The following is a 22,660-nucleotide window of genomic DNA, read 5'->3' on the forward strand; positions in this document are numbered from 1 at the left end:
TCAAAATTACTTATCGTCAAGCGCTGTAACGCCTGGAAGTTCTTTACCTTCCATAAACTCAAGGCTCGCGCCTCCGCCTGTTGAAATGTGGCTCATTTTGTCCGCAAGGTCGAATTTTTCAACCGCTGCTGCTGAATCGCCGCCGCCAATAACAGAATACGCATCAGAATCAGCGAGTGCTTGTGCCACACCTCTTGTTCCTTTTGCAAACTTATCAAGTTCAAATACACCCATTGGGCCGTTCCAAATGACAAGTTTTGAGTTTTTAATGGTTTCTGCATACAATTCAATCGTTTTCGGACCGATATCAAGTGCTTCCCAGTCAGCTGGGATTTGATCGATTGGCACAATTTTTGTGTTTGCATGTTCACCAAAATCATCTGCTACAGTAACATCAACCGGCATCAAGAATTTCACGCCTTTTTCTTCGGCTTTTTTCATAAATTCTTTTGCCAGATCCATTTTGTCTTCTTCTAGAAGAGATTTTCCGATTTCATGGCCAAGAGCTTTTACAAATGTGTACGCAAGACCGCCGCCAATGATCAAGTTATCTACTTTATCAAGCAGGTGATCAATCACACCGATTTTGTCTCTTACTTTCGCTCCACCGACGATCGCTGTAAACGGACGATCTGGCTCAGACAATGCTTTTCCAAGCACATCCAATTCTTTTTGCATCAAGAAGCCAGAAGCAGATGGAAGAAGATGAGCAATTCCCTCTGTAGAAGCATGGGCACGGTGAGCCGCACCAAACGCGTCATTTACATAGATGTCTGCAAGCGAAGCAAATTCTTTTGCCAGCTCTGGATCATTCTTTTCTTCGCCCGGATAGAAACGAACGTTTTCAAGAAGAAGAATGTCGCCTTCTTTCATGCCAGAAATCGCTTCTTTCACACTGTCGCCGTAAGCTTCATCCACTTTGGCGATTTGTTTGCCTGTAAGCTCAGCCAAGCGGCGTCCAGCTTCTGTCAGGCGCATCTCTTCGTTTACTTCTCCTTTTGGACGGCCAAGGTGGCTTGCCAGAAGGACGATGGCTCCCTGTTCAGACAAATACTCAATTGTCGGAATTGCGGCACGGATACGTGTATCATCCGTAATTTTGCCATCTTTCATTGGAACGTTGAAGTCAACGCGGCAAAAAACGCGTTTACCTTTCAAGTCCAAATCTTTAATTGTCTTTTTGTTCATCAAGAAGACCTCCCAGTGTAATTGAAAAGCGAAAGCTAAGCGTGCAGCATTCTGCCGACATCGTTCGACGCTGCTTTAGCAGCGGAACAGATAACGGCTTACACACAAAAAAAAGGGAGCGGGGATTGTATCCCGCTCCCCGTTTCACCTTTTTATTATAGATGGTGAACTGTTGATTTCCAAGTTATAGCTTGAAAAACAGCGTTTTTGAATTAAAGACCTTTTGCAGCGATGTATTGAGCAAGGTCAACAACGCGGTTTGAGTAGCCGTTCTCGTTATCGTACCAAGAAAGAACTTTTACCATGTTGCCTTCCATAACCATCGTTGAAAGAGCATCGATTGTTGAAGAAGCTGGTGAGCCATTGTAGTCAGAAGATACAAGTGGAAGCTCAGTGTAAGCAAGAATACCTTTAAGGTCGCCTTCAGCTGCTGTTTTTAGCGCTTCGTTTACTTCTTCAGCTGTTACATCCTGCTTCAATTCTGCTACAAGGTCAACTACAGAAACGTTTGGTGTTGGAACACGCATTGCCATACCGTTTAGTTTGCCTTTCAATTCAGGAAGCACAAGAGAAACGGCTTTCGCTGCACCTGTAGAAGTTGGGATCATGTTTTCTGCTGCTGCACGTGCACGACGGTAGTCAGAGTGCGGCAGGTCAAGAATTTGCTGGTCATTTGTGTAAGAGTGAACAGTTGTCATCATACCGCGAACGATACCGAATTTTTCGTTCAATACTTTTGCAAATGGAGCCAGGCAGTTTGTTGTACAAGATGCATTTGAAATAACTTGGTGGTTCGCTGCATCGTATTTATCTTCGTTAACACCCATAACAATTGTGATATCTTCATCAGATGCCGGAGCAGAGATGATGACTTTTTTCGCGCCGCCTTCAAGGTGTTTCGCTGCGTCTGCACGTTTTGTGAAACGGCCAGTTGATTCAACAACTACTTCCGCACCGTTAGCTGCCCAAGGAATTTGCGCTGGATCGCGTTCAGCTGTTACTTTTACGCGCTCGCCGTTTACAACGATTGTATCGCCGTCAACTGTTACGTCCGCGTCAAGTGTGCCGTGAACTGTATCGTATTTTAAAAGGTGTGCAAGCATATTTGCATCTGTAAGGTCGTTGATTGCTACAACATCAACTTCCGGATTTTTAAGTGCTGCGCGGAATACGTTACGTCCAATACGTCCAAAACCATTAATACCAATTTTTACTGCCATGAGTGATTTCCTCCTCGAAATTGTTTATCAAACCGCCAGTTCAAATGAGAACTGCCGGATGTTCGCGTTAAGATAGGTCTTCAAGCAATTCTCTTGCGGCTGCTTCATCTGTCACTAAAATATCGAGCTTTGGTGATCCGTTTAAATACGAACGAATCGCTTTCCCTTTTGATGCGCCGCCTGCCGCCGCAATTATGACTTTGGCATGCTGCAGATCATCCAGTTTCAAGCCGATTGTTGATAGCTTCTGAATCACTTCGCCTTCTTTGTTGAAATAGTAGCCAAATGCTTCTGCCACTGCTTCATTTTGTTCCAGCATCGCAAGTTCCGCTTCTGGTGTTTTGCGGCGCTTTGCCATCGAAATTGCATTCCCGACGCCATGGAGAACAATATCTGCAGACTGGATCATGCTGACTGCTTCTTTGATCGCCGGCTCTTGAAGAAGAGATTCGCGCACGTCAGGGCTGATTCGCTCCGGCGCGTACAACACACGGTGTGACCCGTTTGTATTCTGTGCCATTAATGCAGCGATCGTGTTGGCTTCATTGCGGACATCATCCCCAATACCGCCCCGTGCCGGCACAAATAATACTTGTTTCCCTTCTGCAAAATCTGGTTTCATCGTTCTTGCTGCTTCCGCCATTGTCGAGCCGCCTGTTACAGCGATGATAGTTTTACCGCTGAGCCTGCTCTTTATGCGGCTTACGCACGCCTCACCGATTGCTTTTTTCACGAATGCCGATTCATCACAATTGCCAGGCACAATAACAGCTTCCGATAAATTGTAGCGGGCCTTCAGCTCTTCGGCCATTGAATCAATGCCTTTAAGCTCGAGCATGAGCTCTTCCAGCTCCCTCACCACATCCATACCCGTTTCTGTTAATTTCATGCCTGATGCACTGAAATCGAGCAGTCCGCGCTCTTTTAAAAACTCCGCTTCGCTTCTTACAACACGTTCCGTCATGCTCAGTGACTGGGCAAGCGTACGTCTGCCAGCTGTCCCGGCAATTCGAACCGCCTGCAAAAGACGATAGCGTTTTTGCATAATGTCAAGCAGGTCCGGTACGAGCTGCTGTTGAATATTTAAGATCGGTTTCATATCCCGCGCTCCTCTTCGGTCTTTGGGTTCTCTTTCGTCCCAGTTGAAACTTTTAATGTCCCACCCCGGCGAAAAAAATTTTTCCCTGCTTACAAATTCATTGTAGCAGGGCATTATTTAAAAATCAACGAAAAGAGCTCGTTATTTTTTTAAATTATTCGTTAACTCTTTGTTTCAGTTTTGTTAAGAGAGAGCGGCGTTCCACGTGGCCATAAGCCATAAGCTCTCCCCCCATTTCAACAACTGGAATCATTAATCCGTATTTTTCTGTCCATTCATCTTTTGTATCAATGTTTCGTTCAAGCATCTCTATATTCAATTCCTGCGCGATAGGGACGACGACTTTTTTAGCGTCGTCACACAAATGGCAGCCTGGTCTTGTATAAAAATAAATCGTCATATGACCGCTCTTATTCATATCTTTTGCGCTTTGCTGAGGATGGTATATTTAATTGTTCTCTGTATTTGGCGACTGTTCTTCTTGAAACAGCCATCCCTTCTTTTAAAAGCGCAGAACAAATAGCCTGGTCAGACAGCGGCTTTTTCTTGTCTTCCGCCGAGACGAGCACTTGAATACGTATTTTCACCTGGTTGGAAGAGGCCGTTTCGCCTTCTTCTGAGGAAGCAGCCATACCGGATGGGAAAAAGGTTTTTAATTCGTATGTGCCAAACGGAGTCTGCATGTACTTCCCCCGTACGGTCCGGCTTACGGTTGATTCATGAATGTTCAGCTCTTCAGCAATGCCTTTCATCGTAAGCGGCTGCAGGGAGCCCGGTCCGTCAAAGAAAAAACGGCGCTGCTTTTCTACAATTTTAAGTCCTACCCGCTGTATGGTCTGCTGTCTTTGCTCAAGGCTTCTCATAAGCCACTGATAGTCTTTTTCTTTTTCTTTTATAAACCGCTTCACTTCTTTGTCCGCATGCGAAGCCAATTCATTAAAATATTTTTTTTCAAAAATAACTTTCGGTAAATCGTCATCATAAAGATGAACTTCTATGGTTTCTCCGCTGACGGTTACCGCCACATCAGGCTGCACATAGCAGGAAGATCCATTTCCGAAAGAAGCCCCTGGCTTTGGATTTAACGTTCGAATAAAATCAGCCGCCTGCTGAATGTCCTTTAGTTCAACACCAAGCTTTTTGGCGAGCGGCTTCCATGTTTTATTGGCAAACTCGATAAAATGACTGCGAAGAATCGTCTCCGCTAAAAAAGGTGCATCCAGGCGCCGTTCCACCTGCAGAAGAAGACATTCCTGCAAACTGCCGGCTCCGATTCCTGCCGGCTCCATCCACTTGATCATATCGAGTACCAATTGGACTTCGTCTTTGTTCTCCCCCATTAAGACGGCTGCTTCCTTGCTATCAATCGTCATATAGCCGTTTTCATCCATGTTATCTAATAAAAAACGAAGAATCCGTTTTTGTTTATCGGTTAATTCTTTCAACTGAAATTGAGCCTGCACATAATCCGTGATGGTATAAGAAGAATCCGCAATGTGCTCGATCCAGTTTTTATCATCTGCCGCTTTTGCTCCTGATTGGGCACGCTCTTTTTTGTGAAGCGCTTTCAACGAAGGCGTTTCTAATTGAATAAACGGGTTCTCGACGGCCTTTGTTTCCAAAAACGCTGCCAGCTCCTGCGCTGAATATTGAAGCAATGTAATGGCCTGCGTTAATTCCTGCGTCATGGCCAGCTTCATCGTCTGCTGCTGCCAGAGTCCCGGCTTCATTTGCATGTTCATCCCATCTCCCCCTTACCGCTATTATACAGATTAGCGGCATGAAAAAAAAGACCCGCTGCAACAGGTCTTTTGAAATTCCTTATTTTTCTTCTTTGTTTGTAACTTCATTACGTGTAACGATATGGTCTACAAGGCCATATTCTTTCGCACGATCCGCCGTCATAAAGTTATCGCGGTCTGTATCACGTGCAATGACTTCAAGCGGCTGGCCAGTGCGCTCTGACAGGATGCCGTTTAATTTCTCACGAAGGAATAGAATGCGTTTCGCTGCGATTTCGATTTCTGTTGCCTGGCCCTGCGCTCCGCCAAGCGGCTGGTGAATCATGACTTCACTGTTCGGAAGAGCGTAGCGCTTGCCTGGTGTACCTGCAGCAAGAAGGAAAGCCCCCATGGAAGCAGCCATACCGATACAGATCGTCTGTACATTCGGTTTAATAAACTGCATCGTATCGTAGATCGCCATACCAGCTGTGATACTGCCGCCCGGGCTGTTGATGTAGATAGAAATATCTTTTTCTGGGTTTTCCGCTTCCAGGAACAAAAGCTGAGCTACGATTGAGTTTGCCACATTATCATCAATGCCGCTTCCAAGCATAATAATGCGGTCTTTCAACAAACGGGAATAAATGTCATACGCGCGTTCACCGCGGTTTGTTTGTTCAATAACTGTAGGAATTAAATTCATACTGTGGTTCCTCCTTTGGATAATAGCTTTATTGTTTAACCATCATACAATCCAAGGTCAGTGAAGGTCAAACATTATGCTTTTGTTTATGTACGTTTTCTTCTTTTCCCTTTCAAAATCCTGCTAAACGAAACTGTTTTTCTTTCTGCAAATATTTTTTCGAATTTCTATTGCATTTATTCAAAGCTTACTCTATAATCTTAAATTGTACTGTAAATCACATGTCCTCGTGGTGCAACGGATAGCACGCAAGCCTCCGAAGCTTGAAATGCAGGTTCGATTCCTGCCGAGGACGTCCCAAAAACCAGCGGCTTATTCTTTAAGCTGCTGGTTTTTTATTTTTCTTCTTCATCTATGACAGGGTTAAGATTTGAGCAGCCTGACCTATCATCCGCTTTTTTGGCATATCAATCACCCTTCTATAATGCAGCTTCTGTCTATTGTGCAAAAAAAGCGCCCTGCCGAATTGGCAGGGCGCTTTTTTATATCCATTCTTCCCGTTCGATGAGTGAGACCATTTTTTCGACTGCTTCCTCGCTGTCGCGGCCTTCTGCGCTGATTGTCACTTCTTCTCCGGTGTTCAAAGCAATGCTCATGATCCCCATAATGCTTTTCGCATTATATTTTCTTCCGTCTTTCTCAAGAAAAATTTCTGAATGAAAGCGAGCTGCTTCCTGTACAAAAAGAGCAGCCGGTCTTGCCTGTAAACCGGATTTTAATTGTACATGTACTGTTTTTTCTGCCATGTTGCCACATCCTTTTTATTTTTCGGCTGCCGCCATTTCACCGGCCCGGATCTTATCTGCTATTTCGTCAATTTTGCGCAGACGGTGGTTAATGCCTGATTTGCTGATTGCTGCGCCTGATACCATTTCTCCAAGCTCTTTTAATGTTACATCTTGATGAAGAACCCGCAGCTCTGCAATTTCACGCAGCCGGTCTGGCAAAATACCGAGACCGACCGTTTGATCAATAAACTTTATATTTTCGACCTGGCGCAAAGCCGCCCCGATCGTTTTGTTCAAATTCGCTGTTTCACAGTTTACAAGACGGTTGACGGAGTTTCTCATGTCTCGGACAATCCGCACGTCCTCAAACCGCATGAGCGCGCTGTGCGCTCCTACAATACTAAAGAAATCAGAAATTTTTTCTGCTTCTTTTAAATACGTAATAAATCCTTTTTTTCGTTCGAGTGTTTTCGCATTCAAGCTAAATTCATTCATTAAAGTGCATAACGCTTCATTATGCTCCTGATATAAAGAAAAAATCTCCAGATGGTAAGACGAGGTTTCCGGATTGTTGACCGAGCCCCCTGCTAAAAAAGCGCCGCGCAGATACGCACGCTGGCAGCAATTTTTTTCCGTTATCCGTGAAGCAATGTGATGAATAAAGGAAAAGCCGTCTTCGATAATGCCCAAGTCGTCCAATATAACCTGTGCATTTTCCTTTAACCGCACAATATAGACATTGTTTTTCTTTAACCGCATTTTTTTGCGGACCAGCAGTTCAACTGCCGCGTCGTAATTTCTTTTAATTAATACATAAATGCGCCGGGCAATGGCCGCATTTTCCGTTTGAATGTTCACAACAAGCTGCCGGTTTGAAAACGATAGGGAGCCATTCATTCGGATCAGGGCAGATAACTCTGCTTTCGCGCAGCATCCGCTCGTTTCAATCGTCGTTAACTCTTTTTTTGTTTCTGATGCAAAAGACACCATCATCCACTCCTCTCTTGAACCCGCTTACCGTTTTGGGATGAGGCGCACAAGTATTTCAGCGACTTTGGCTGTATCATGGCGGATTATAGAGTTCTCGAATGTCAGAATGTCATCAAAAATGGCATCCAGCCCGAGCACCCGCAGCCTTTCCACGTCATACACGACCGGTTTCGCCATTTCTTCTTTGTACAGTTCCTGTATGTCTGCCGGAACGGGTTCCTTATTGACTAAAATCGTGTCCATCACCGAGCAGTTCAAGTGATCATAGATCGCTTGGACATGATCTGATGCTGTAAAATCAAGGGTTTCCCCTGCCTGTGTCATTAAATTGCAGATATACACTTTTTTTGCCTTTGAAGCACAAACTTCTTCCCCTATACCAGGCACAAGCAAATTCGGCAGAATACTTGTATATAAACTGCCTGGGCCGAGAATAATCATATCTGCTTCCCGAATAGAACGGATCGTCTCTGGAAGCGGCTCAATGTGCTCCGGTGTTAAAAACACCCGTCGGATTTTTTTGCCGGAATAGGGAATTTTAGATTCACCGGACACAATCGTCCCGTCTTCCATCTCCGCATGAAGCACGACGCTTTGATTGGCAGCCGGAAGCACTTTTCCCCGAACATTGAGCACCCGGCTCATTTCCTGAATCGCATGCCCGAAATCACCTGTAATCGAAGAAAGTGCGGCAATCATTAAATTGCCAAGGGCGTGCCCTGACAATTCATTGTTCGTTGTAAACCGATGCTGAAACAAAGACTCTACGAGCGGCTCTACATCGGAAAGCGCCGCCAGCACATTGCGAATATCACCAGGCGGCGGAATGTTTAGTTCGGACCGGAGCCTCCCAGAACTGCCCCCGTCATCTGCTACAGTGACAATAGCAGTAAGGTCAATCGGATGGCGCTTAAGCCCCCGAAGCAGGACTGAAAGACCGGTCCCCCCGCCGATTATGACAACTTTCGGCTGACGGGACGTCATGCTTTTGCGGCCTTTCTCTTGTCAATATCACGGTGTGTCACGCGCGTTTGATACCCGTCTGCAAAGTAATTAGCCAAATACTCTGCTAAAGCGACAGACCGGTGCTGTCCGCCCGTACAGCCAATGGCAATTACCAGCTGTGATTTGCCTTCCATTTTATAATGCGGCAGCATGAATGTCAGCAAATCGGTCACTTTTTCTAAAAACTTCTGTGTGTCATTCCATTTCATCACATATTCAGCCACGTCTGTTTCAAGTCCTGTGCGTGGACGCATGTGCTCAATATAGTGCGGATTCGGCAAAAAACGAACATCAAAAACAAGATCCGCGTCAATCGGAAGGCCATGCTTAAAGCCGAATGACATAACATTTACCGTAAAAGACGCCTGTTTATTTGGTGAAAACTCCCTCATAATATTTTCACGCAAATCCTTCGGCTTCATTTGGGATGTATTTAAAATCATATTTGCACGGCCACGCAGGTCGTTTAACAGCTCACGCTCCTGATGAATGCCGTCAAGCGGGCGATCATCACGCGACAGAGGATGCGTACGGCGTGTTTCTTTATACCGGCGCACCAATACTTCATCTTCTGCATCTAAAAATAACACCCTCGGTGCTGTGTTTAATGTTTCTGCCGCTTCGTCAAGAGCGGTCTGCAGATGGTCAAAAAACTCGCGCCCGCGCATGTCCATAACGATGGCTACTTTTTTTAGCTTTTGCCCCGAATCTTTCATCAGCGTTAAAAACGGCTGCAGGAGTGTTGGCGGCAAATTGTCCATACAATAAAAGCCAAGATCCTCAAAGCTTTGAACGGCCACCGTTTTACCAGCTCCAGACATTCCTGTAATAATTACAAGCTGTACATCATTCGCCATTGTTAGTCCCCTCTCTTCCATCAGCTTGGGTCCAGTCGATACGAGATCAACTCAAAATCAGGTGTATATGTAAAGGCTCCATAAAGCAGGCCGGTCCCATGCACCATATATTCAAGCAGATGGCGGTCTCCTTCTGCCATTGGCAGTTCTTTTAATTCTTCAACCGGCTTCCAGTGCAAATCGCCTTCCCGCGTGTGAGTCAGCGGACTGCCATCGGCCTGGTCTGCAAAAAAAGTGAACATCATCCATTCATCCATCACTTTTTCGCCATCTTTAATAATAAATGTGAAAATTCCTTTTACATTCGGGTTGCGCAGATATAAACCTGTTTCCTCCCGATACTCTCGAATCACTGCATCCCGTACGGATTCACCAGGCTCCATTTTGCCTCCTGGCGCCACCCACCAATTGCGGCGGGGCTTTTGCATTAATAAAACCTGCCCATCTCTCATCAGTACACAATTTGTGACACGCTGCACAATAACACCCCCGTCAAACTGCCAACAGATATTTCCTTCATTATACGGTGACAGCCGAATAAGTGCAACGCTGCCGGGTGTTTTTTATAAGAAAAGCGCAGGGCGCCTGCCCAGCCGCGACAAGCATAAGGCGGAGTGGGTCGATGGCGCCTTTTGCCGCATAGCCGCTCTGACTTATGACCTCGAGCCGTTGGCGCCCGGAGCTGGGCATGGTTAGAAGTTTTTCACACAATGGATCAAAAGTTAAAACCGCCCCTGCGGCAACGCTTTTGTGACCCACTTCCTGTAAACTAAAGAGCTAAGGCTAAAAGCGCGACGTCCTGTCGCAACGCCTTCGTGACCTACATCCTGCAGGCCTAAAAAAAGCGCCTGGTACTGAGTACCAGGCGCTTGTAAAAAAGCTGCAGGGGGCAGTTTGATTACATCTTTACTATACCACCCTTATATTTCAAAACGATGACGAGAACGTAAAGAAAAGGTTACGCTTTTACACCGAGTTCTTCTTTTAATTCTTCTACGAAATGCTGGGCTGCTTGGGCAGCAATACTTCCATCTCCCGTAGCTGTAACGATTTGGCGAAGCATTTTTTCGCGTACGTCACCGGCTGCGTAAATGCCGGGAATTTTTGTTTCCATTTTCTCATTCGTTACAATGTAGCCTTCATCATTTGTAATGCCCAGGCTTTCAAATGGCTTTGTCAGCGGCACCATACCGATGTAAATAAATACACCATCTGCCAGGAATGGGCGCTCTTCACCCGTTTTAGTTGAAACAAGCGTTACGCTGCCGACTTTCCCATCTTTTTCGTTAATTTCTTTTACTGTGTGGCTCCAGACAAAGTCCACTTTTTCATTCGCAAAAGCGCGATCCTGCAAAATCTTTTGTGCGCGCAGTTCATCGCGGCGGTGAACAATCGTTACTTTTTTCGCAAAGCGTGTTAAATAAACTCCTTCTTCAACGGCAGAGTCTCCGCCGCCCACAACAACAAGTTCTTTTTCTTTAAAGAACGCGCCGTCACATACTGCACAATATGACACACCGCGTCCGCCCAGTTCATTTTCACCCGGCACGCCGATTTTTTTGTATTGTGCACCTGTTGTAATAATGATTGCACGTGCTTTATACTGCTTTGAACCTGCATTAACGGTTTTATATTCCTTTCCGTCTGTAATGGATTTGATATCGCCATATGCGTATTCAGCACCGAATTTTTTCGCGTGATCAAACATTTTTGTTGAAAGCTCAGGCCCTAGAATATGGTCATAGCCTGGGTAGTTTTCTACTTCTTCCGTATTGGCCATTTGCCCGCCCGGTACACCGCGCTCGATCATGAGCGTAGAAAGGTTAGCCCGAGATGTATACACAGCTGCCGTCATCCCTGCAGGACCGGCACCGATAATAATGACATCATAAATCTTTTCTTCAGCTGTCATAGTTGATTCTCCTTTATAATCAAAATAAATACCCTCAAGCGTATAAGTAAGATGTTACTTTCATCGTACTGAAATTCCTTTATTCCGTCTATTATTCTGCTCAAAGCAGGTGTTCACGAATAAATTTAGCGTACTTTTGTACCGTTGAAACAGACACGCTATATTTTCCCCCTGCTTCCGACTGACTAAACGGTTCATTGCGCAGTTTGCGCCATACGTATTCTACCGCAGCGGCAAGACCGGCTGGCTTCGTCATATTTGCTTTTTGATATTGCAGTTCCAGGAAAATAGAGAACCACATTAAAAACAATCCTGCTTCCTGTGAGCCAAGCGGCCGGAAATGACGGTATAAAATAAGAGCCGTTTCATGGGCAAGACGCGTATTCATTTCACTTAAAAGCGTATGATCGATCGGCATGCCAAGGATGTCCGCCAAATAAATTTTTTCGTATGGCTGCAGCGTTTCAATGTCACAAAACTTCGGATGCGTCATGATTTCTTTATGATCGGCCGCTAACGAAAGCAGGAAAATGCCGAACAATCGCTCTTCATCCCGTTTCCCATTTAAATAGCCGATAATCGCTTCCGGATCACGTTCTATTTCACTTTCTGCTCTTCCAGCTCCCCACGGCTCAAGTCCCTCTTTTTCCGGATTATCCTGCAATACTTTTTTCCAGGCCGAGCGTGCGGTTTGCGGATGGTCTGTGTGGTGAGCTGCATAGGAAAGCCAGTAGTAAAACCCGGCATCTCCCTCAAACCCGCTTTTCTGGAGTTTTTTTAGCCAGCGGTAAGCCTCTTTATATCGTCCAATCAGGGCAAAGGTAGCACCGATTTTAAATTGCTGATCTGGGATAAGCGGCTGAATTTTCGCCAGCTGGTCTGCTAAATCGTTCAGTTGTTCCTGCTTTTTTTCATAAAAGTAAAACACGATTTTATTACAGATGGCATGTAAGTTGCCCCGATTGCGCTCAAGTACATCCTCAAGCACCCCGTATGCTTTTTCTGATTGTCCAAGATAAAAATAGGCCAGTGCAAGATTATTGTATGCTGCCCAGAAATCCGGGTACTTCTTAACTGTTTCTTCTAAGTGTTCCGCCGCTTTGGCAAAATGCCCGCTTTCAAGCAGGAATCGTGATTTTTCCTGCATTTCAATCATCTCATCCTGTTCGGATAAATCCTCGAACTCTTCTTCATGATCGAGCGTAATCAAATCGAGCAGGTCTTCCGCATCTTCTCGGTATTCCCCGTGCTCAGCTAAATCTAAATACATTTGTGCATGGCGAAAAGCTTCTTTAAACGAACCGAGGTGTGCATAATTGTTTGCAAGGAAATAATGGCACTCCGTCATATGTGGATCCAAGTCATCCAGTACAAAATGAAGCAGGCCGTTTGATTGCTCATAATGCCCAAGCTCCGTTTCCACAATGGCGAGCTGACAAGCAATAATAGGTTCCAGCGGCTCAAGATCCATGGCACGCGAAAGGTATTTTTTTGCTTTCGGCAGCTCTCTTTTTTCAAGCGCCTTCATGCCTTTTATATAATAAAACTCTCCTGTCGGAAAAAATGAGACAACATTCTCTTTCTGTTTCCGGCGCATTGAGTCATTTCCCATGAAAATCCTCCGTACGTTCTGTATGATTAACTTATGTAGTATAGCATACGTACCAGCAGAAAAACAGATGAAAAGCCGGCCTAAAAAAGGCCGGCTTTTTTTATTCTTTGTCTTTCCCTTCGTGGCGGCGCGCTAGAACGGATAGCACATCGTCCAAAGCTAAATCCTGCTCACGCAGCAGAACAAGCAGATGGTACAACAGATCGGCCGCTTCCCACTGAAGCTCTTCCTTGTCGCGATTTTTCGCGGCAATAATAACTTCTGCCGCTTCTTCGCCGACTTTTTTCAAAATCTTATCGACGCCTTTTTCAAACAAATACGTTGTATAAGCACCTTCCGGACGGTTTTGCTCACGGTCTGCAATAACCTGCTCCAGCTGCTGCAGAATTGAATATGGAAGTGACACATTGTCTTCCCCGTAAAAGGGTTCATCGAAGCAGCTTGTTGTGCCGTGGTGGCAGGCAGGACCAGCCGGCTCCACTTTTACAACGATCGCATCTTTATCGCAGTCAAACTGCATGGAAACGACTTTTTGTGTATGGCCGCTTGTAGCTCCTTTATGCCAAAGCTCCTGGCGGGAACGGCTGTAAAACCATGTTTCACCTGTTTCCATCGTTTTTTTTAGAGATTCCTCATTCATATAAGCAAGTGTTAATACTTCATACGTCGTCGCATCCTGTACAATGGCAGGCACGAGTCCTTTTTCATCAAACTTCACTTCGTCAATCATCTGACGTTCACCTCTGCATTTCGCAAAAATTGTTTGACCTCTCCAACGCCGGTTTCTTTATAGTGAAAAATAGAAGCGGCAAGCGCTGCATCAGCCTTCGCTTCTGTAAACACATCCAAAAAGTGCTCTGCGCCCCCAGCACCGCCTGACGCAATCACTGGAACCGAGACTGCATCACCAACTGCTTTTGTCAGGGCAATATCAAAGCCTTGCTTGCTCCCGTCTTCGTCCATGCTTGTCAGCAAAATTTCCCCGGCACCGCGCTCGACCGCTTCTTTTGCCCAGTCAATGACGGTCCGCTCAGTTGGCGTACGCCCGCCATGTGTATACACGCGCCACGTTCCAATTGATTCATCATATTTTGCATCAATGGCAATCACGATACATTGGGAGCCGAAAAACGCGGCTCCTTCATTGATCAAATCCGGATTGTTTACAGCCGCTGTATTTAATGATACTTTATCTGCGCCTGCACGTAAAATGCGTTTCATGTCTTCAAGCGCGTTAATGCCGCCGCCAACCGTAAAGGGAATCGCAAGCTCTGACGCAACAGCCTGCACCACATCCACCATCGTTTTACGCCCTTCTACCGATGCAGATATATCTAAAAACACAAGCTCGTCCGCTCCCTGCTCATCATAAACACGCGCCAATTCCACCGGGTCTCCTGCGTCACGCAGCTCTACAAATTGAATCCCCTTTACGACGCGCCCTTCTTTTACATCCAGGCAGGGGATGATACGTTTTGTCATCATTCGGCCGCCACCTCCAGCGCTTCTTTTACGGTGAAACGGCCTGTATAAATCGATTTTCCGCAGATTGCGCCAGAGAGTCCGTCTTCTTTCCATTTTGCAAGTGCACGCAAATCGCCCAGTGATGAAACGCCGCCGGAAGCAATGACGCTTTTTCCTGTTTCCCGTGCAAGCTCCGCTGTTGCTTCCACGTTTGGTCCAGACAGCATGCCGTCGTTAGCGATATCCGTAAAAATAAACGTTTCGGCACCTGCTTCAGCAAATTCTTTAGCAAGGTCCACCGCTTTTACAGATGACGTCTCAAGCCAGCCGTGCGTAGCCACAAAGCCATTTTTCGCATCGAGGCCGATCGCGATTTTTTCTCCATATGTACGAAGCCACTGTTTGACAAGCTCCGGCTCCTTTACAGCCAGGCTGCCGATGATCACCCGATCTACACCATTGTCCAGATAATGCTTTACATCTTCTTCCGTTCGGATGCCGCCGCCGATTTGCACCTTCGCATTCAGCTTTTGGGCTGCTTCAATCACAAATGTATCATTTACACGCTGGCCGTCTTTCGCTCCATCAAGATCAACCATATGAATCCATTCGGCTCCCTGCTCTACAAAGGACTTCGCCATATCAAATGGTGAGTCCCCGTAAACCGTTTCCTGGTTATAGTCCCCCTGCACAAGGCGGACGCATTTGCCGCCGCGCATATCAATAGCCGGGTAAATAGTAAAACTCATAGCATGTCCTCCGATCGTTCCATCGCTTTTGCAAAGTTCGTCAGCAGCTGCATACCGGTTTTGCTGCTTTTTTCCGGGTGAAACTGCATGCCTGACACGTTCTTCTGCCCGACAACAGCCGGTACCCGCACGCCATAATCCGCACTTGCCAGAAGTGCGTTTTCATCTACTCCGTCCGCATAATACGAATGAACAAAGTATACATAACCATCTTCTATGCCTTCAAGCACCGGTGCATCCTGGTGAAAATGAAGCTTGTTCCAGCCCATATGCGGCACTTTCAAGCGCTCGCCGTTCGCATCGCGGTCAGGAATATGGACAATCCGTCCCTTGAGCAGTCCGAGTCCTTCAAACTGCCCATTTTCTTCGCTTTCTTCAAATAAAAGCTGCATACCAAGACAAATGCCAAGAAGCGGACGGCCGCTGTCCACGTACTGATGAATAAACTGATCAAGGTTCGTTTCACGAAGACGAGCCATGGCATCTTTGTACGCACCAACGCCAGGCAAAATAACGCCTTTTGTATTGTTTAGCTCTTCTGGTGATTCACTAATCACATATGGGATGCCAATTCGCTCAAGTGCTTTCGATACGCTGAACAAATTGCCCATGCCATAATCGATAATTCCGATCATTTATAACATTCCCTTCGTTGACGGCACACCTTTTACGCGCGGATCAATCGTGACTGCTTCATCGATCGCACGGGCCATTGCTTTAAATACCGCTTCAATCATATGGTGTGTGTTTGTTCCGTAGTGAATAATCACATGCAGGTTCATACGAGCCTCAAGCGCGAATTTCCATAAAAATTCGTGTACAAGCTCTGTATCAAAGGTGCCGACTTTTTGCGATGGAAAGTCAGCGCCCCGGATTTCAAAATGAGGACGGTTGCTTAAATCCACCACGACTTGTGCGAGGGTATCATCCATCGGTACGAAAAAGTTTCCATACCGCTTAATGCCTTTTTTATCGCCCAGCGCTTCCTTCAGCGCCATGCCGAGCACGATACCGATATCTTCCGTTGTATGGTGGTCATCTACTTCCACATCGCCATCTGCTTTAACCGTTAAATCAAAATGGCCGTGGCGTGTAAACAGATCCAGCATGTGATCCATAAATGGCACGCCTGTTTGAATATTTGATTTTCCTTCTCCATCTATTTGGAATGCCAGATCAATTTTCGTTTCACCTGTATAACGTTGAAGCTCTGCACTTCGATTCCCCATTGCTCTCTCTCCTTTATTGGCTGCGCGCTTCAATGGCGCGGGCATGTGCTTCTAATCCTTCCAGTCGCGCAAACGCGGCAATTTTGGCTCCGTGTTTGTCGAATGCTTTCTTGCTGTACATAATGATGCTTGATTTTTTCATAAAGTCGTCTACATTAAGCGGACTTGAAAAGCGAGCTGTGCCATTTGTCGGAAGGACATGGTTCGGACCGGCAAAGTAGTCGCCAACCGGCTCAGATGAGTACCGGCCTACAAAGATGGCTCCAGCATGCTTAATGTCTTTCGTCAGCTCCAGCGCATTTTCTGTCATGATTTCCAAGTGCTCCGGCGCGATCGCATTAATCGTTTCAACCGCTTCTTCCAATGTTGAAGCAAGGTAAATCGCTCCATGCTCTTCAATAGAAGGCCGTGCAATGTCCTGCCGCGGCAATGCCGCAAGCTGCTGCTCGATTTGGTCTGCCACTTCTTTGGCAAGCGCCTCTGACGTCGTGACTAAAACAGCCGATGCACGCGTATCATGTTCGGCTTGCGACAGCATATCCGCCGCCACTTCTTTAGCGGAAGCTGTGTCATCTGCGAGTACGGCAATTTCACTTGGCCCGGCAATCATATCGATATCAACATCACCGAACACTTCCCGCTTCGCAAGCGCGACAAAAATATTGCCCGGTCCGGTAATTTTATCAACGGCCTGGATCGATTCCGTTCCATATGCCAGAGCGGCTACTGCCTGGGCGCCGCCGACTTTAAAGATATCCTTTACACCAGCAATATCTGCTGCTACTAGAACACCTGCCGGCAGACGGCCGTCTGCCGACGGCGGCGATACCATTACAATCCGCTCCACGCCGGCTGTTTTAGCCGGCATCACATTCATCAGAACAGACGATGGATAAGCAGCTGTGCCGCCTGGTACGTATACGCCCGCTGAGTCAAGCGGCGTCATTTTCTGCCCTAAAATCGAACCGTCTTCATTTGTATACAGCCACGTTTCTCTTTTTTGCTTTGCATGAAAAGCCGCGATATTCTCTGCTGCTTCACGGATAATTTTAATGATCTCATCATCCAGCTCAGCATAGGCGTCGTTAATTTCATCCTGCGTGACCTTTAAGCTGTACAGCTTCGCTCCGTCAAACTTTTCTGTATAGGCAAACAGCGCTCGGTCGCCGTTTTCGCGAACGTCTTGAATAATATCACGCACGATGAGCTGCTGTTCTTCTGTTCCCGCATCCACCGACCGTTTGATTGAAAGCCCCGGTGTTACCTGTTTGATCTGGATCATGTTACCGCACCGCCTTTTCTTCAATTGTATCCGTCAAGCGGTTAACAAGGTTCGAGATCTCTTCGTTTTTCATTCGGTAGCTGACTGGATTTACAATTAAACGGGATGTAATGCCAACAATCGTTTCGTATTCAACAAGCCCGTTTTCCCGCAGCGTCCGTCCAGTTGATACAATATCAACAATTCGGTCAGACAACCCGATTAAAGGGGCCAGTTCGATCGAACCGTTCAGCTTAATAATTTCTACCTGCTCACCTTTTTCACGGAAGTAGGCAGAAGCTACGGTTGGATATTTTGTCGCAATTTTTGGCGCTACTTCATTGAGTGTTGTATCTGGAAGTCCTGCCACCGCCAGGTAGCATGGACTGATTTTCAAATCAAGCAATTCGTATACATCCCGCTCTTCTTCAAGCAGCACGTCTTTTCCGGCAATACCGACGTCCGCTACCCCGTGTTCAACGTAGGTCGCTACATCCATCGGCTTTGCCAGGAAAAAGCGCATATTTTCTTCAGGCACTTCAATGATGAGCTTGCGTGATTCATCCAAGTCCGGCGGAAGCTTATAGCTTGCTTCCTGCATCAGCGCCGCCGCTTCTTCGAAGATCCGCCCTTTTGGCATCGCAATTGTTAGCATGGACATTACACGTTCCCCCCTGATGATTTTCCGACAAAAAACGTTACACTTTTGCATGAATCTGTGAATGAATCTACATCTTTTACCCCAGCCACGTCCTGAAGCAGCACGCATTCTCCTGCCGCACGGCGTTTTTGTGCTTCCTCAATCGCTTCTACACGCCGGTCGTTACTGAACAGCACACAGTGAATCCCTGCTTCGTCTTCAAGCTGGCCAATGGCTTCAAGCAAAAAGTCAACCCGCAGGCCAAAACCTGTCGCACCGGCTGGATGACCAAATTTACCGAGCAAATCGTCATATCGTCCGCCATTCCCGATGGGTGCTCCCACTCCGTCCGCATACACTTCAAATACAAGACCTGTGTAATAGCTCATGTGGCTGACAAGCGGCAAATCAAACGTTACATACTCATCTACGCCATATTCCCGCAGGCGGCCAAACACCATTCTGAGTTCATCAAGCGCTTCGGCACCTGCACTTCCCTCGATCAGCTTTGCCGCTTCGTCAAGACAGTCCATACCGCCTGACAAGTTCAAGAATTGCAGCAAACGCTGCTTATCGATAGATGAAAGCGGGAGGTTTTTGACATGCTCGCGGTAGCCAACATAGTTTTTCTCATATAGGAAGCGCCGCAGTTGTTCAGCCCGCTCTTCCGTACCAAGAATTTGGCGGAATAGCTCGTCCGTAAACCGAATGTGCCCAAGAGACAATTGAAACTTCTCAAGACCTGTCTCCTTCATAACAGATACAAGCAGCGCAATCACTTCCGCATCGGCACTCATCGTTTCATCGCCGATCATTTCTACTCCAATTTGCTCAAATTCTGCAGCTCGTCCCCCTTCACGCTGCTGGGCGCGGTATACGCTTGCGGAATAAGCAAGGCGCAGCGGCACACGCTCTTTTAATAATTTCGATGCTGCCACACGCGCAATCGGCGCCGTCATGTCGGGACGAAGCACAAGTGTATTGCCCTGCTGGTCAAGCAGCTTAAACAGCTGGCGGTCCAAAATGGCTGATGCGTCTCCGACTGTCTCATAATATTCAAGTGCTGGCGTCTCAATAAAACGGTAGCCCCAGCTTCTCATGGCACCCTCAGCCGCCTCTTTTACTTTTCGTTTCGTTTCATAAATGTGCGGCAGCGTATCCCGCATTCCAACTGGCTTTTCAAACATTAACAGCTTCGACATCTTTATCACCCGATCATAGATATTTTTACTTTAGTTCGCTAATGTACTAAAGATATGTTAGTAGTAGTTTAACGGTTCTGACAATTTACGTCAAGCCCAAAAAGTGAAGAGCAGACGTTGGATAATGGAAAGGATAAGACAGCCCGGGTTTATGTCGCTTTTTGCCACATAGCTGAGCTGGTTTATCAATGGTTATACCACTATGACGGATTACACCGAAAGCCAGGAAGAGAGGGAACCACATCATTTTAAACCTGCCCTTTTTGAACACAAATAAACCGGGGGCTGCCCCGTTTATTCACCTGATATAGAAGAAGCTGCTACTGCACCAGCTGTGGAAGCGGCGATGACCGCCTGCTGGGATTGAATCATCGCTTGAACAGCCGCCGTTAATCCGGCAGACGATTGAATCATCTCCTGGGAAACAAACACGGCGGCCAGTATGACGGCCATATCTTTATTCCATTTTAATGCAGAAGAATTTTTTAATTCATGCACAGCCGGCACACATGTTTCTGCTCTTCCGGACAGCGCCATTATGCCAAGTGCTGGATAATGCATGCTTTTTACTTTGATACCGTTTTGCTCAAGCTTTCGTTTCATCTGTAAAACGGCATTAGCCGTACTTTCTCGAAACAATCCATTCACTACAAGCATATTGGCCAGGAATTGAAGATCATTCCCTCTCCAAAAGCCATGTTTATGAAAAAAATGATAATACTGCTCCGAGGCACCTGCGAGTTCTTGAATGCCTTCCGGCCGGCTGGCCATCATCGCAGCTGCTGGATAATCTTCGTTTGATGTAAGTAAAACGTGATGTTTTTTCATTGTATGGTACATTTCTTTTATTCGTTCAGGCTGAACAGACGGCCCTATTAAAAAAGCGGCAATATACGTGTACGGAGAAGAACGGAAACCAGCTGAACGAAGAATGTGATACTTTCTGTGCAGCTCGGCGATCCGCTCCTCTTCACTGCCGGCTTGAAGCATCAAGAGTCCAGCCATTGGAAAATGGATTGTTCGAAGGGGAGAAAACATTGATCCTGATTTTTTTATATTGGCTGAAAGTGACTTGAACGCTTCCATGTTAATTGGCTGCTGTCTGGCGGCAAATTGGGCAGCGGTTAGGAGCACAAGCCGTTTGTCGATCCATCTACCTTCTTTTTTTCGTAAAATCGCTGTGTTTTCTTCCAATAGCTTTATGTCCATGCCTGCCACTCTCCTTTTCTTTTTATACGATTTGCTGCTAAAATCGTTTCAAGAAACCGTTTTTCCGCCCCCGCGTTCCTGCCAAAAGCGGCTCTGTCCTGCCCGCATCGGTCAATTAGAAACAGCTGGCTATTTTATAAGACTAACCTCTGCTTTTTGAAAACAGGGCTTTTGGTGCCCAAATTCGTGCTATCATGCTGATGAAGCAAGTCTGCTGGACCAGTTTTCTTTTTAACTGTTACAGAATGAACAGCCAAATTGTTTTTGCAGCAGTAAAATAATTGGATAAAAGCGTCATTCAGACCGACCAAAGGAATACGGACCGGCTTTTTGCTTTATTCTGTGTGAAACTATGTGAAGCTGCTTGTACTCATGCATGAAGAGAAGGAACTTTTCTAGAAAGAAAGCAGCTTTTGTTAAAAAAGCAGCCCTTTGTCATTCGGACGTATATAAAAAATGAAGTACATAAAAAAAGCGGGAATGGCCAGTTTTTTAGTTCTGTCCATCCTCGCTTTACCTTTCATGGCTGATCAGGCGGAAGCCACCACCGTCAATGTCATTCAATATGGTGCACAGGCCGATGATAACCAGCTCGATACGCGGCTATCCAAAAAGCCATCGATATTATTTCTGAAACTGGCAGAACTGTCGATATTCCAGCCGGGACGTTTGATATTGCCGTTCACTCTTCTGGCAATGGCATTGTCATGAAAAGCAATGTGCAGCTGCGAATGAATGCCGATACAGTATTGAAGCTGAGAGCTGCCTATCTTCCGTCCTATTGCTTAATCAGCGTTTCTGATGTTCAAAAACCGCAAAAATAACGGGAGGTACACTCGTTGGCGACCGAACTGCTCACACAGGGGATGGTGACGAATGGGGACATGGTATTCATATTACAGGAAACACGTCTTCTGCTTACGCGAACGGGCGTAACGGCTAAAAACTTTTCGGGTGATGGCTTTACAATTGAAAATAACCTGAATGCGGTCAAGAAAGTACCATACAAAGTAAAGCTTGATCGAGTAACAGCAGACTATAACCGCCGGCAGGGCTTATCCATTATCGGAGGCACCAACATTAAAATAACAAACAGCACGTTTAAACATACAGAGGGTACTCCTTCTTCGGCCGGAATTGCTCTTGAACGCGATAAACCTTACACATTTACGCTTGAGAACGTGGTGATTCGGCACAACCGGATCCAAAACAATGCAGGCTACGGATTGATATTCACTTTCTCCCATCACAGCCGGGCAGAATACAGCATCATCCGATCCAATAAAGAAGGAGGCGTTTTTTTAACAGTGCCCACGGCCATACATTGTATGGAAACGAAATCATCCGCAACGGCAGACATCTCTTAAAACCGTATTTGAGCAGCGGGGTATTCATTCGCGATGGAGAAAGTAATGTGATCAGCGCTAACGATATCTCTCAAAACGCCGAGCGGGGTGTTTATGCGCTGGGTCACGTAAGCGGGAACGAAATAATCCATAATACTATAACCGATAACGGACATACCGCTATTGAAACAAATGACGGTAACGGCCTTGTTATCAAAAACAATCATGTGTCCGACACTCATGACGCAGTGATCATCCATCATTCATATTCTTCTGTTGTTTCCAACAATGGAAGCTCTGTTTCATTCATACCCCCGGCTAAAGAGCCCGGTCCGGCTGCTGATTCGTCTTCTCCGGAAAAGAAAGAAATCGAGGAAAAAATAGATCCATCTGATTCTCTCAGCCGCTTGAAAGAAGCGCCTGCGGAAAAGTCTCTTCCAGCATCTTTAAAAAGGGCGATCCTCATGTATCGATTTTTTTAAGCATTGTGCGGGCAGCGCAATGCTTTTTTACATCCATAAT

25 protein-coding genes and 1 tRNA gene are annotated in these 22,660 nt (G+C 46.2%); 4 read left to right on the forward strand and 22 right to left on the reverse strand.

The features are described from left to right. Positions 1–6 precede the first annotated feature (6 nt). The 6 genes from RIN81_RS13750 to clpP all read right to left on the reverse strand — a co-directional run bounded on the left by RIN81_RS13750 (position 7) and on the right by clpP (position 5,955). The gene (locus tag RIN81_RS13750; RefSeq protein ID WP_242231834.1) at positions 7–1,188 is read right to left on the reverse strand and encodes a phosphoglycerate kinase; all 1,182 of its coding nucleotides are present in this window, start codon (positions 1,186–1,188) and stop codon (positions 7–9) included. Between the two features lie 212 nt (positions 1,189–1,400). Continuing rightward, positions 1,401–2,408 carry a type I glyceraldehyde-3-phosphate dehydrogenase gene (gene gap / locus RIN81_RS13755; protein ID WP_309091092.1) on the reverse strand — a complete coding sequence of 336 codons (1,008 nt, stop codon included), beginning with the start codon at positions 2,406–2,408 and terminating at the stop codon, positions 1,401–1,403. Between the two features lie 67 nt (positions 2,409–2,475). Next, a complete protein-coding gene (locus RIN81_RS13760; protein WP_309091094.1) occupies positions 2,476–3,507 on the reverse strand; it encodes a sugar-binding transcriptional regulator in 1,032 nt (343 codons plus the stop codon). A 154-nt stretch (positions 3,508–3,661) separates the two neighbouring features. Next, complete coding sequence (locus RIN81_RS13765) at positions 3,662–3,907, reverse strand: glutaredoxin family protein (RefSeq protein ID WP_309091096.1); 246 nt, start codon at positions 3,905–3,907, stop codon at positions 3,662–3,664. A 10-nt stretch (positions 3,908–3,917) separates the two neighbouring features. Then, a complete protein-coding gene (rpoN, locus tag RIN81_RS13770; protein WP_309091098.1) occupies positions 3,918–5,249 on the reverse strand; it encodes an RNA polymerase factor sigma-54 in 1,332 nt (443 codons plus the stop codon). A 79-nt stretch (positions 5,250–5,328) separates the two neighbouring features. Next, positions 5,329–5,955: an ATP-dependent Clp endopeptidase proteolytic subunit ClpP gene (gene clpP / locus RIN81_RS13775; protein WP_309091215.1), complete on the reverse strand. Its 627-nt coding sequence runs from the start codon at positions 5,953–5,955 to the stop codon at positions 5,329–5,331. A 202-nt stretch (positions 5,956–6,157) separates the two neighbouring features. Here clpP and RIN81_RS13780 point away from each other — a divergent pair. After that, positions 6,158–6,229: transfer RNA gene (locus RIN81_RS13780), tRNA-Arg, on the forward strand. 187 nt (positions 6,230–6,416) lie between these two features. Here the strand turns inward: RIN81_RS13780 and RIN81_RS13785 are convergent. The 16 genes from RIN81_RS13785 to RIN81_RS13860 form a co-directional block, all read right to left on the reverse strand. Continuing rightward, positions 6,417–6,680 (reverse strand): HPr family phosphocarrier protein, encoded by a 264-nt coding sequence (locus RIN81_RS13785; protein WP_309091100.1) that lies wholly within the window; start codon positions 6,678–6,680, stop codon positions 6,417–6,419. Between the two features lie 15 nt (positions 6,681–6,695). Continuing rightward, positions 6,696–7,649: a DNA-binding protein WhiA gene (gene whiA / locus RIN81_RS13790; protein ID WP_251270020.1), complete on the reverse strand. Its 954-nt coding sequence runs from the start codon at positions 7,647–7,649 to the stop codon at positions 6,696–6,698. 27 nt (positions 7,650–7,676) lie between these two features. Continuing rightward, the gene (locus RIN81_RS13795) at positions 7,677–8,636 is read right to left on the reverse strand and encodes a gluconeogenesis factor YvcK family protein (protein WP_309091103.1); all 960 of its coding nucleotides are present in this window, start codon (positions 8,634–8,636) and stop codon (positions 7,677–7,679) included. Beyond that, entirely contained in the window at positions 8,633–9,514 is an 882-nt protein-coding gene (rapZ, locus tag RIN81_RS13800; protein ID WP_242231842.1) for an RNase adapter RapZ, read from the reverse strand. Before rapZ ends, RIN81_RS13795 begins: the two co-directional genes overlap by 4 nt. Before the next feature lie 20 nt (positions 9,515–9,534). Further along, a complete protein-coding gene (locus tag RIN81_RS13805; RefSeq protein WP_309091106.1) occupies positions 9,535–9,993 on the reverse strand; it encodes an NUDIX hydrolase in 459 nt (152 codons plus the stop codon). Positions 9,994–10,472: 479 nt separating this feature from the next. After that, positions 10,473–11,426, reverse strand: coding sequence for a thioredoxin-disulfide reductase (trxB, locus tag RIN81_RS13810; protein ID WP_309091108.1), 954 nt, complete (start codon positions 11,424–11,426; stop codon positions 10,473–10,475). Positions 11,427–11,526: 100 nt separating this feature from the next. Then, the gene (locus RIN81_RS13815; protein ID WP_309091109.1) at positions 11,527–13,038 is read right to left on the reverse strand and encodes a tetratricopeptide repeat protein; all 1,512 of its coding nucleotides are present in this window, start codon (positions 13,036–13,038) and stop codon (positions 11,527–11,529) included. A gap of 100 nt (positions 13,039–13,138) precedes the next feature. Next, positions 13,139–13,768 carry a bifunctional phosphoribosyl-AMP cyclohydrolase/phosphoribosyl-ATP diphosphatase HisIE gene (gene hisIE, locus RIN81_RS13820; RefSeq protein ID WP_309091111.1) on the reverse strand — a complete coding sequence of 210 codons (630 nt, stop codon included), beginning with the start codon at positions 13,766–13,768 and terminating at the stop codon, positions 13,139–13,141. Next, complete coding sequence (hisF, locus tag RIN81_RS13825; protein ID WP_242231847.1) at positions 13,765–14,523, reverse strand: imidazole glycerol phosphate synthase subunit HisF; 759 nt, start codon at positions 14,521–14,523, stop codon at positions 13,765–13,767. Before hisF ends, hisIE begins: the two co-directional genes overlap by 4 nt. Beyond that, a complete protein-coding gene (hisA, locus tag RIN81_RS13830) occupies positions 14,520–15,251 on the reverse strand; it encodes a 1-(5-phosphoribosyl)-5-[(5-phosphoribosylamino)methylideneamino]imidazole-4-carboxamide isomerase (RefSeq protein WP_309091114.1) in 732 nt (243 codons plus the stop codon). The genes hisF and hisA overlap by 4 nt, the downstream gene beginning before the upstream one ends. Next, entirely contained in the window at positions 15,248–15,886 is a 639-nt protein-coding gene (gene hisH, locus RIN81_RS13835; protein ID WP_309091116.1) for an imidazole glycerol phosphate synthase subunit HisH, read from the reverse strand. Before hisH ends, hisA begins: the two co-directional genes overlap by 4 nt. Continuing rightward, complete coding sequence (gene hisB / locus RIN81_RS13840) at positions 15,887–16,480, reverse strand: imidazoleglycerol-phosphate dehydratase HisB (protein WP_242231850.1); 594 nt, start codon at positions 16,478–16,480, stop codon at positions 15,887–15,889. 13 nt (positions 16,481–16,493) lie between these two features. Continuing rightward, positions 16,494–17,759: a histidinol dehydrogenase gene (gene hisD / locus RIN81_RS13845; protein ID WP_309091217.1), complete on the reverse strand. Its 1,266-nt coding sequence runs from the start codon at positions 17,757–17,759 to the stop codon at positions 16,494–16,496. 4 nt (positions 17,760–17,763) lie between these two features. Then, positions 17,764–18,402, reverse strand: a complete 639-nt coding sequence (hisG, locus tag RIN81_RS13850; protein ID WP_309091118.1) for an ATP phosphoribosyltransferase — start codon at positions 18,400–18,402, stop codon at positions 17,764–17,766. Next, a complete protein-coding gene (locus RIN81_RS13855) occupies positions 18,402–19,583 on the reverse strand; it encodes an ATP phosphoribosyltransferase regulatory subunit (protein ID WP_309091120.1) in 1,182 nt (393 codons plus the stop codon). The genes hisG and RIN81_RS13855 overlap by 1 nt, the downstream gene beginning before the upstream one ends. 294 nt (positions 19,584–19,877) lie before the next feature. After that, entirely contained in the window at positions 19,878–20,792 is a 915-nt protein-coding gene (locus tag RIN81_RS13860) for a DUF4003 family protein (protein ID WP_309091122.1), read from the reverse strand. 456 nt (positions 20,793–21,248) lie between these two features. On the opposite strand from RIN81_RS13860, the gene RIN81_RS13865 reads away from it, so the two are divergent. The 3 genes from RIN81_RS13865 to RIN81_RS13875 all read left to right on the forward strand — a co-directional run bounded on the left by RIN81_RS13865 (position 21,249) and on the right by RIN81_RS13875 (position 22,620). Further along, the gene (locus RIN81_RS13865; RefSeq protein ID WP_309091124.1) at positions 21,249–21,503 is read left to right on the forward strand and encodes a hypothetical protein; all 255 of its coding nucleotides are present in this window, start codon (positions 21,249–21,251) and stop codon (positions 21,501–21,503) included. Positions 21,504–21,631: 128 nt separating this feature from the next. After that, positions 21,632–22,159, forward strand: a complete 528-nt coding sequence (locus tag RIN81_RS13870; RefSeq protein WP_309091125.1) for a right-handed parallel beta-helix repeat-containing protein — start codon at positions 21,632–21,634, stop codon at positions 22,157–22,159. Then, complete coding sequence (locus tag RIN81_RS13875; RefSeq protein WP_309091127.1) at positions 22,117–22,620, forward strand: right-handed parallel beta-helix repeat-containing protein; 504 nt, start codon at positions 22,117–22,119, stop codon at positions 22,618–22,620. The genes RIN81_RS13870 and RIN81_RS13875 overlap by 43 nt, the downstream gene beginning before the upstream one ends. Positions 22,621–22,660: the final 40 nt, after the last annotated feature.

Origin of the sequence: Domibacillus sp., from assembly GCF_031181085.1 — a bacterium.
Lineage (GTDB): Bacteria > Bacillota > Bacilli > Bacillales > Domibacillaceae > Domibacillus.

Coding starts and splice junctions, on each gene's coding strand:
- RIN81_RS13750 (WP_242231834.1), bottom strand. CDS start 1,188: ATGAACAAAAAGACAATTAAAGATTTGGACTTGAAAGGTAAACGCGTT.
- gap (WP_309091092.1), bottom strand. CDS start 2,408: ATGGCAGTAAAAATTGGTATTAATGGTTTTGGACGTATTGGACGTAAC.
- RIN81_RS13760 (WP_309091094.1), bottom strand. CDS start 3,507: ATGAAACCGATCTTAAATATTCAACAGCAGCTCGTACCGGACCTGCTT.
- RIN81_RS13765 (WP_309091096.1), bottom strand. CDS start 3,907: ATGACGATTTATTTTTATACAAGACCAGGCTGCCATTTGTGTGACGAC.
- rpoN (WP_309091098.1), bottom strand. CDS start 5,249: ATGAACATGCAAATGAAGCCGGGACTCTGGCAGCAGCAGACGATGAAG.
- RIN81_RS13785 (WP_309091100.1), bottom strand. CDS start 6,680: ATGGCAGAAAAAACAGTACATGTACAATTAAAATCCGGTTTACAGGCA.
- RIN81_RS13795 (WP_309091103.1), bottom strand. CDS start 8,636: ATGACGTCCCGTCAGCCGAAAGTTGTCATAATCGGCGGGGGGACCGGT.
- rapZ (WP_242231842.1), bottom strand. CDS start 9,514: ATGGCGAATGATGTACAGCTTGTAATTATTACAGGAATGTCTGGAGCT.
- trxB (WP_309091108.1), bottom strand. CDS start 11,426: ATGACAGCTGAAGAAAAGATTTATGATGTCATTATTATCGGTGCCGGT.
- RIN81_RS13815 (WP_309091109.1), bottom strand. CDS start 13,038: ATGGGAAATGACTCAATGCGCCGGAAACAGAAAGAGAATGTTGTCTCA.
- hisIE (WP_309091111.1), bottom strand. CDS start 13,768: ATGATTGACGAAGTGAAGTTTGATGAAAAAGGACTCGTGCCTGCCATT.
- hisF (WP_242231847.1), bottom strand. CDS start 14,523: ATGATGACAAAACGTATCATCCCCTGCCTGGATGTAAAAGAAGGGCGC.
- hisA (WP_309091114.1), bottom strand. CDS start 15,251: ATGAGTTTTACTATTTACCCGGCTATTGATATGCGCGGCGGCAAATGC.
- hisH (WP_309091116.1), bottom strand. CDS start 15,886: ATGATCGGAATTATCGATTATGGCATGGGCAATTTGTTCAGCGTATCG.
- hisB (WP_242231850.1), bottom strand. CDS start 16,480: ATGGGGAATCGAAGTGCAGAGCTTCAACGTTATACAGGTGAAACGAAA.
- hisG (WP_309091118.1), bottom strand. CDS start 18,402: ATGTCCATGCTAACAATTGCGATGCCAAAAGGGCGGATCTTCGAAGAA.
- RIN81_RS13855 (WP_309091120.1), bottom strand. CDS start 19,583: ATGTCGAAGCTGTTAATGTTTGAAAAGCCAGTTGGAATGCGGGATACG.
- RIN81_RS13860 (WP_309091122.1), bottom strand. CDS start 20,792: ATGGACATAAAGCTATTGGAAGAAAACACAGCGATTTTACGAAAAAAA.
- RIN81_RS13865 (WP_309091124.1), top strand. CDS start 21,249: ATGAAGTACATAAAAAAAGCGGGAATGGCCAGTTTTTTAGTTCTGTCC.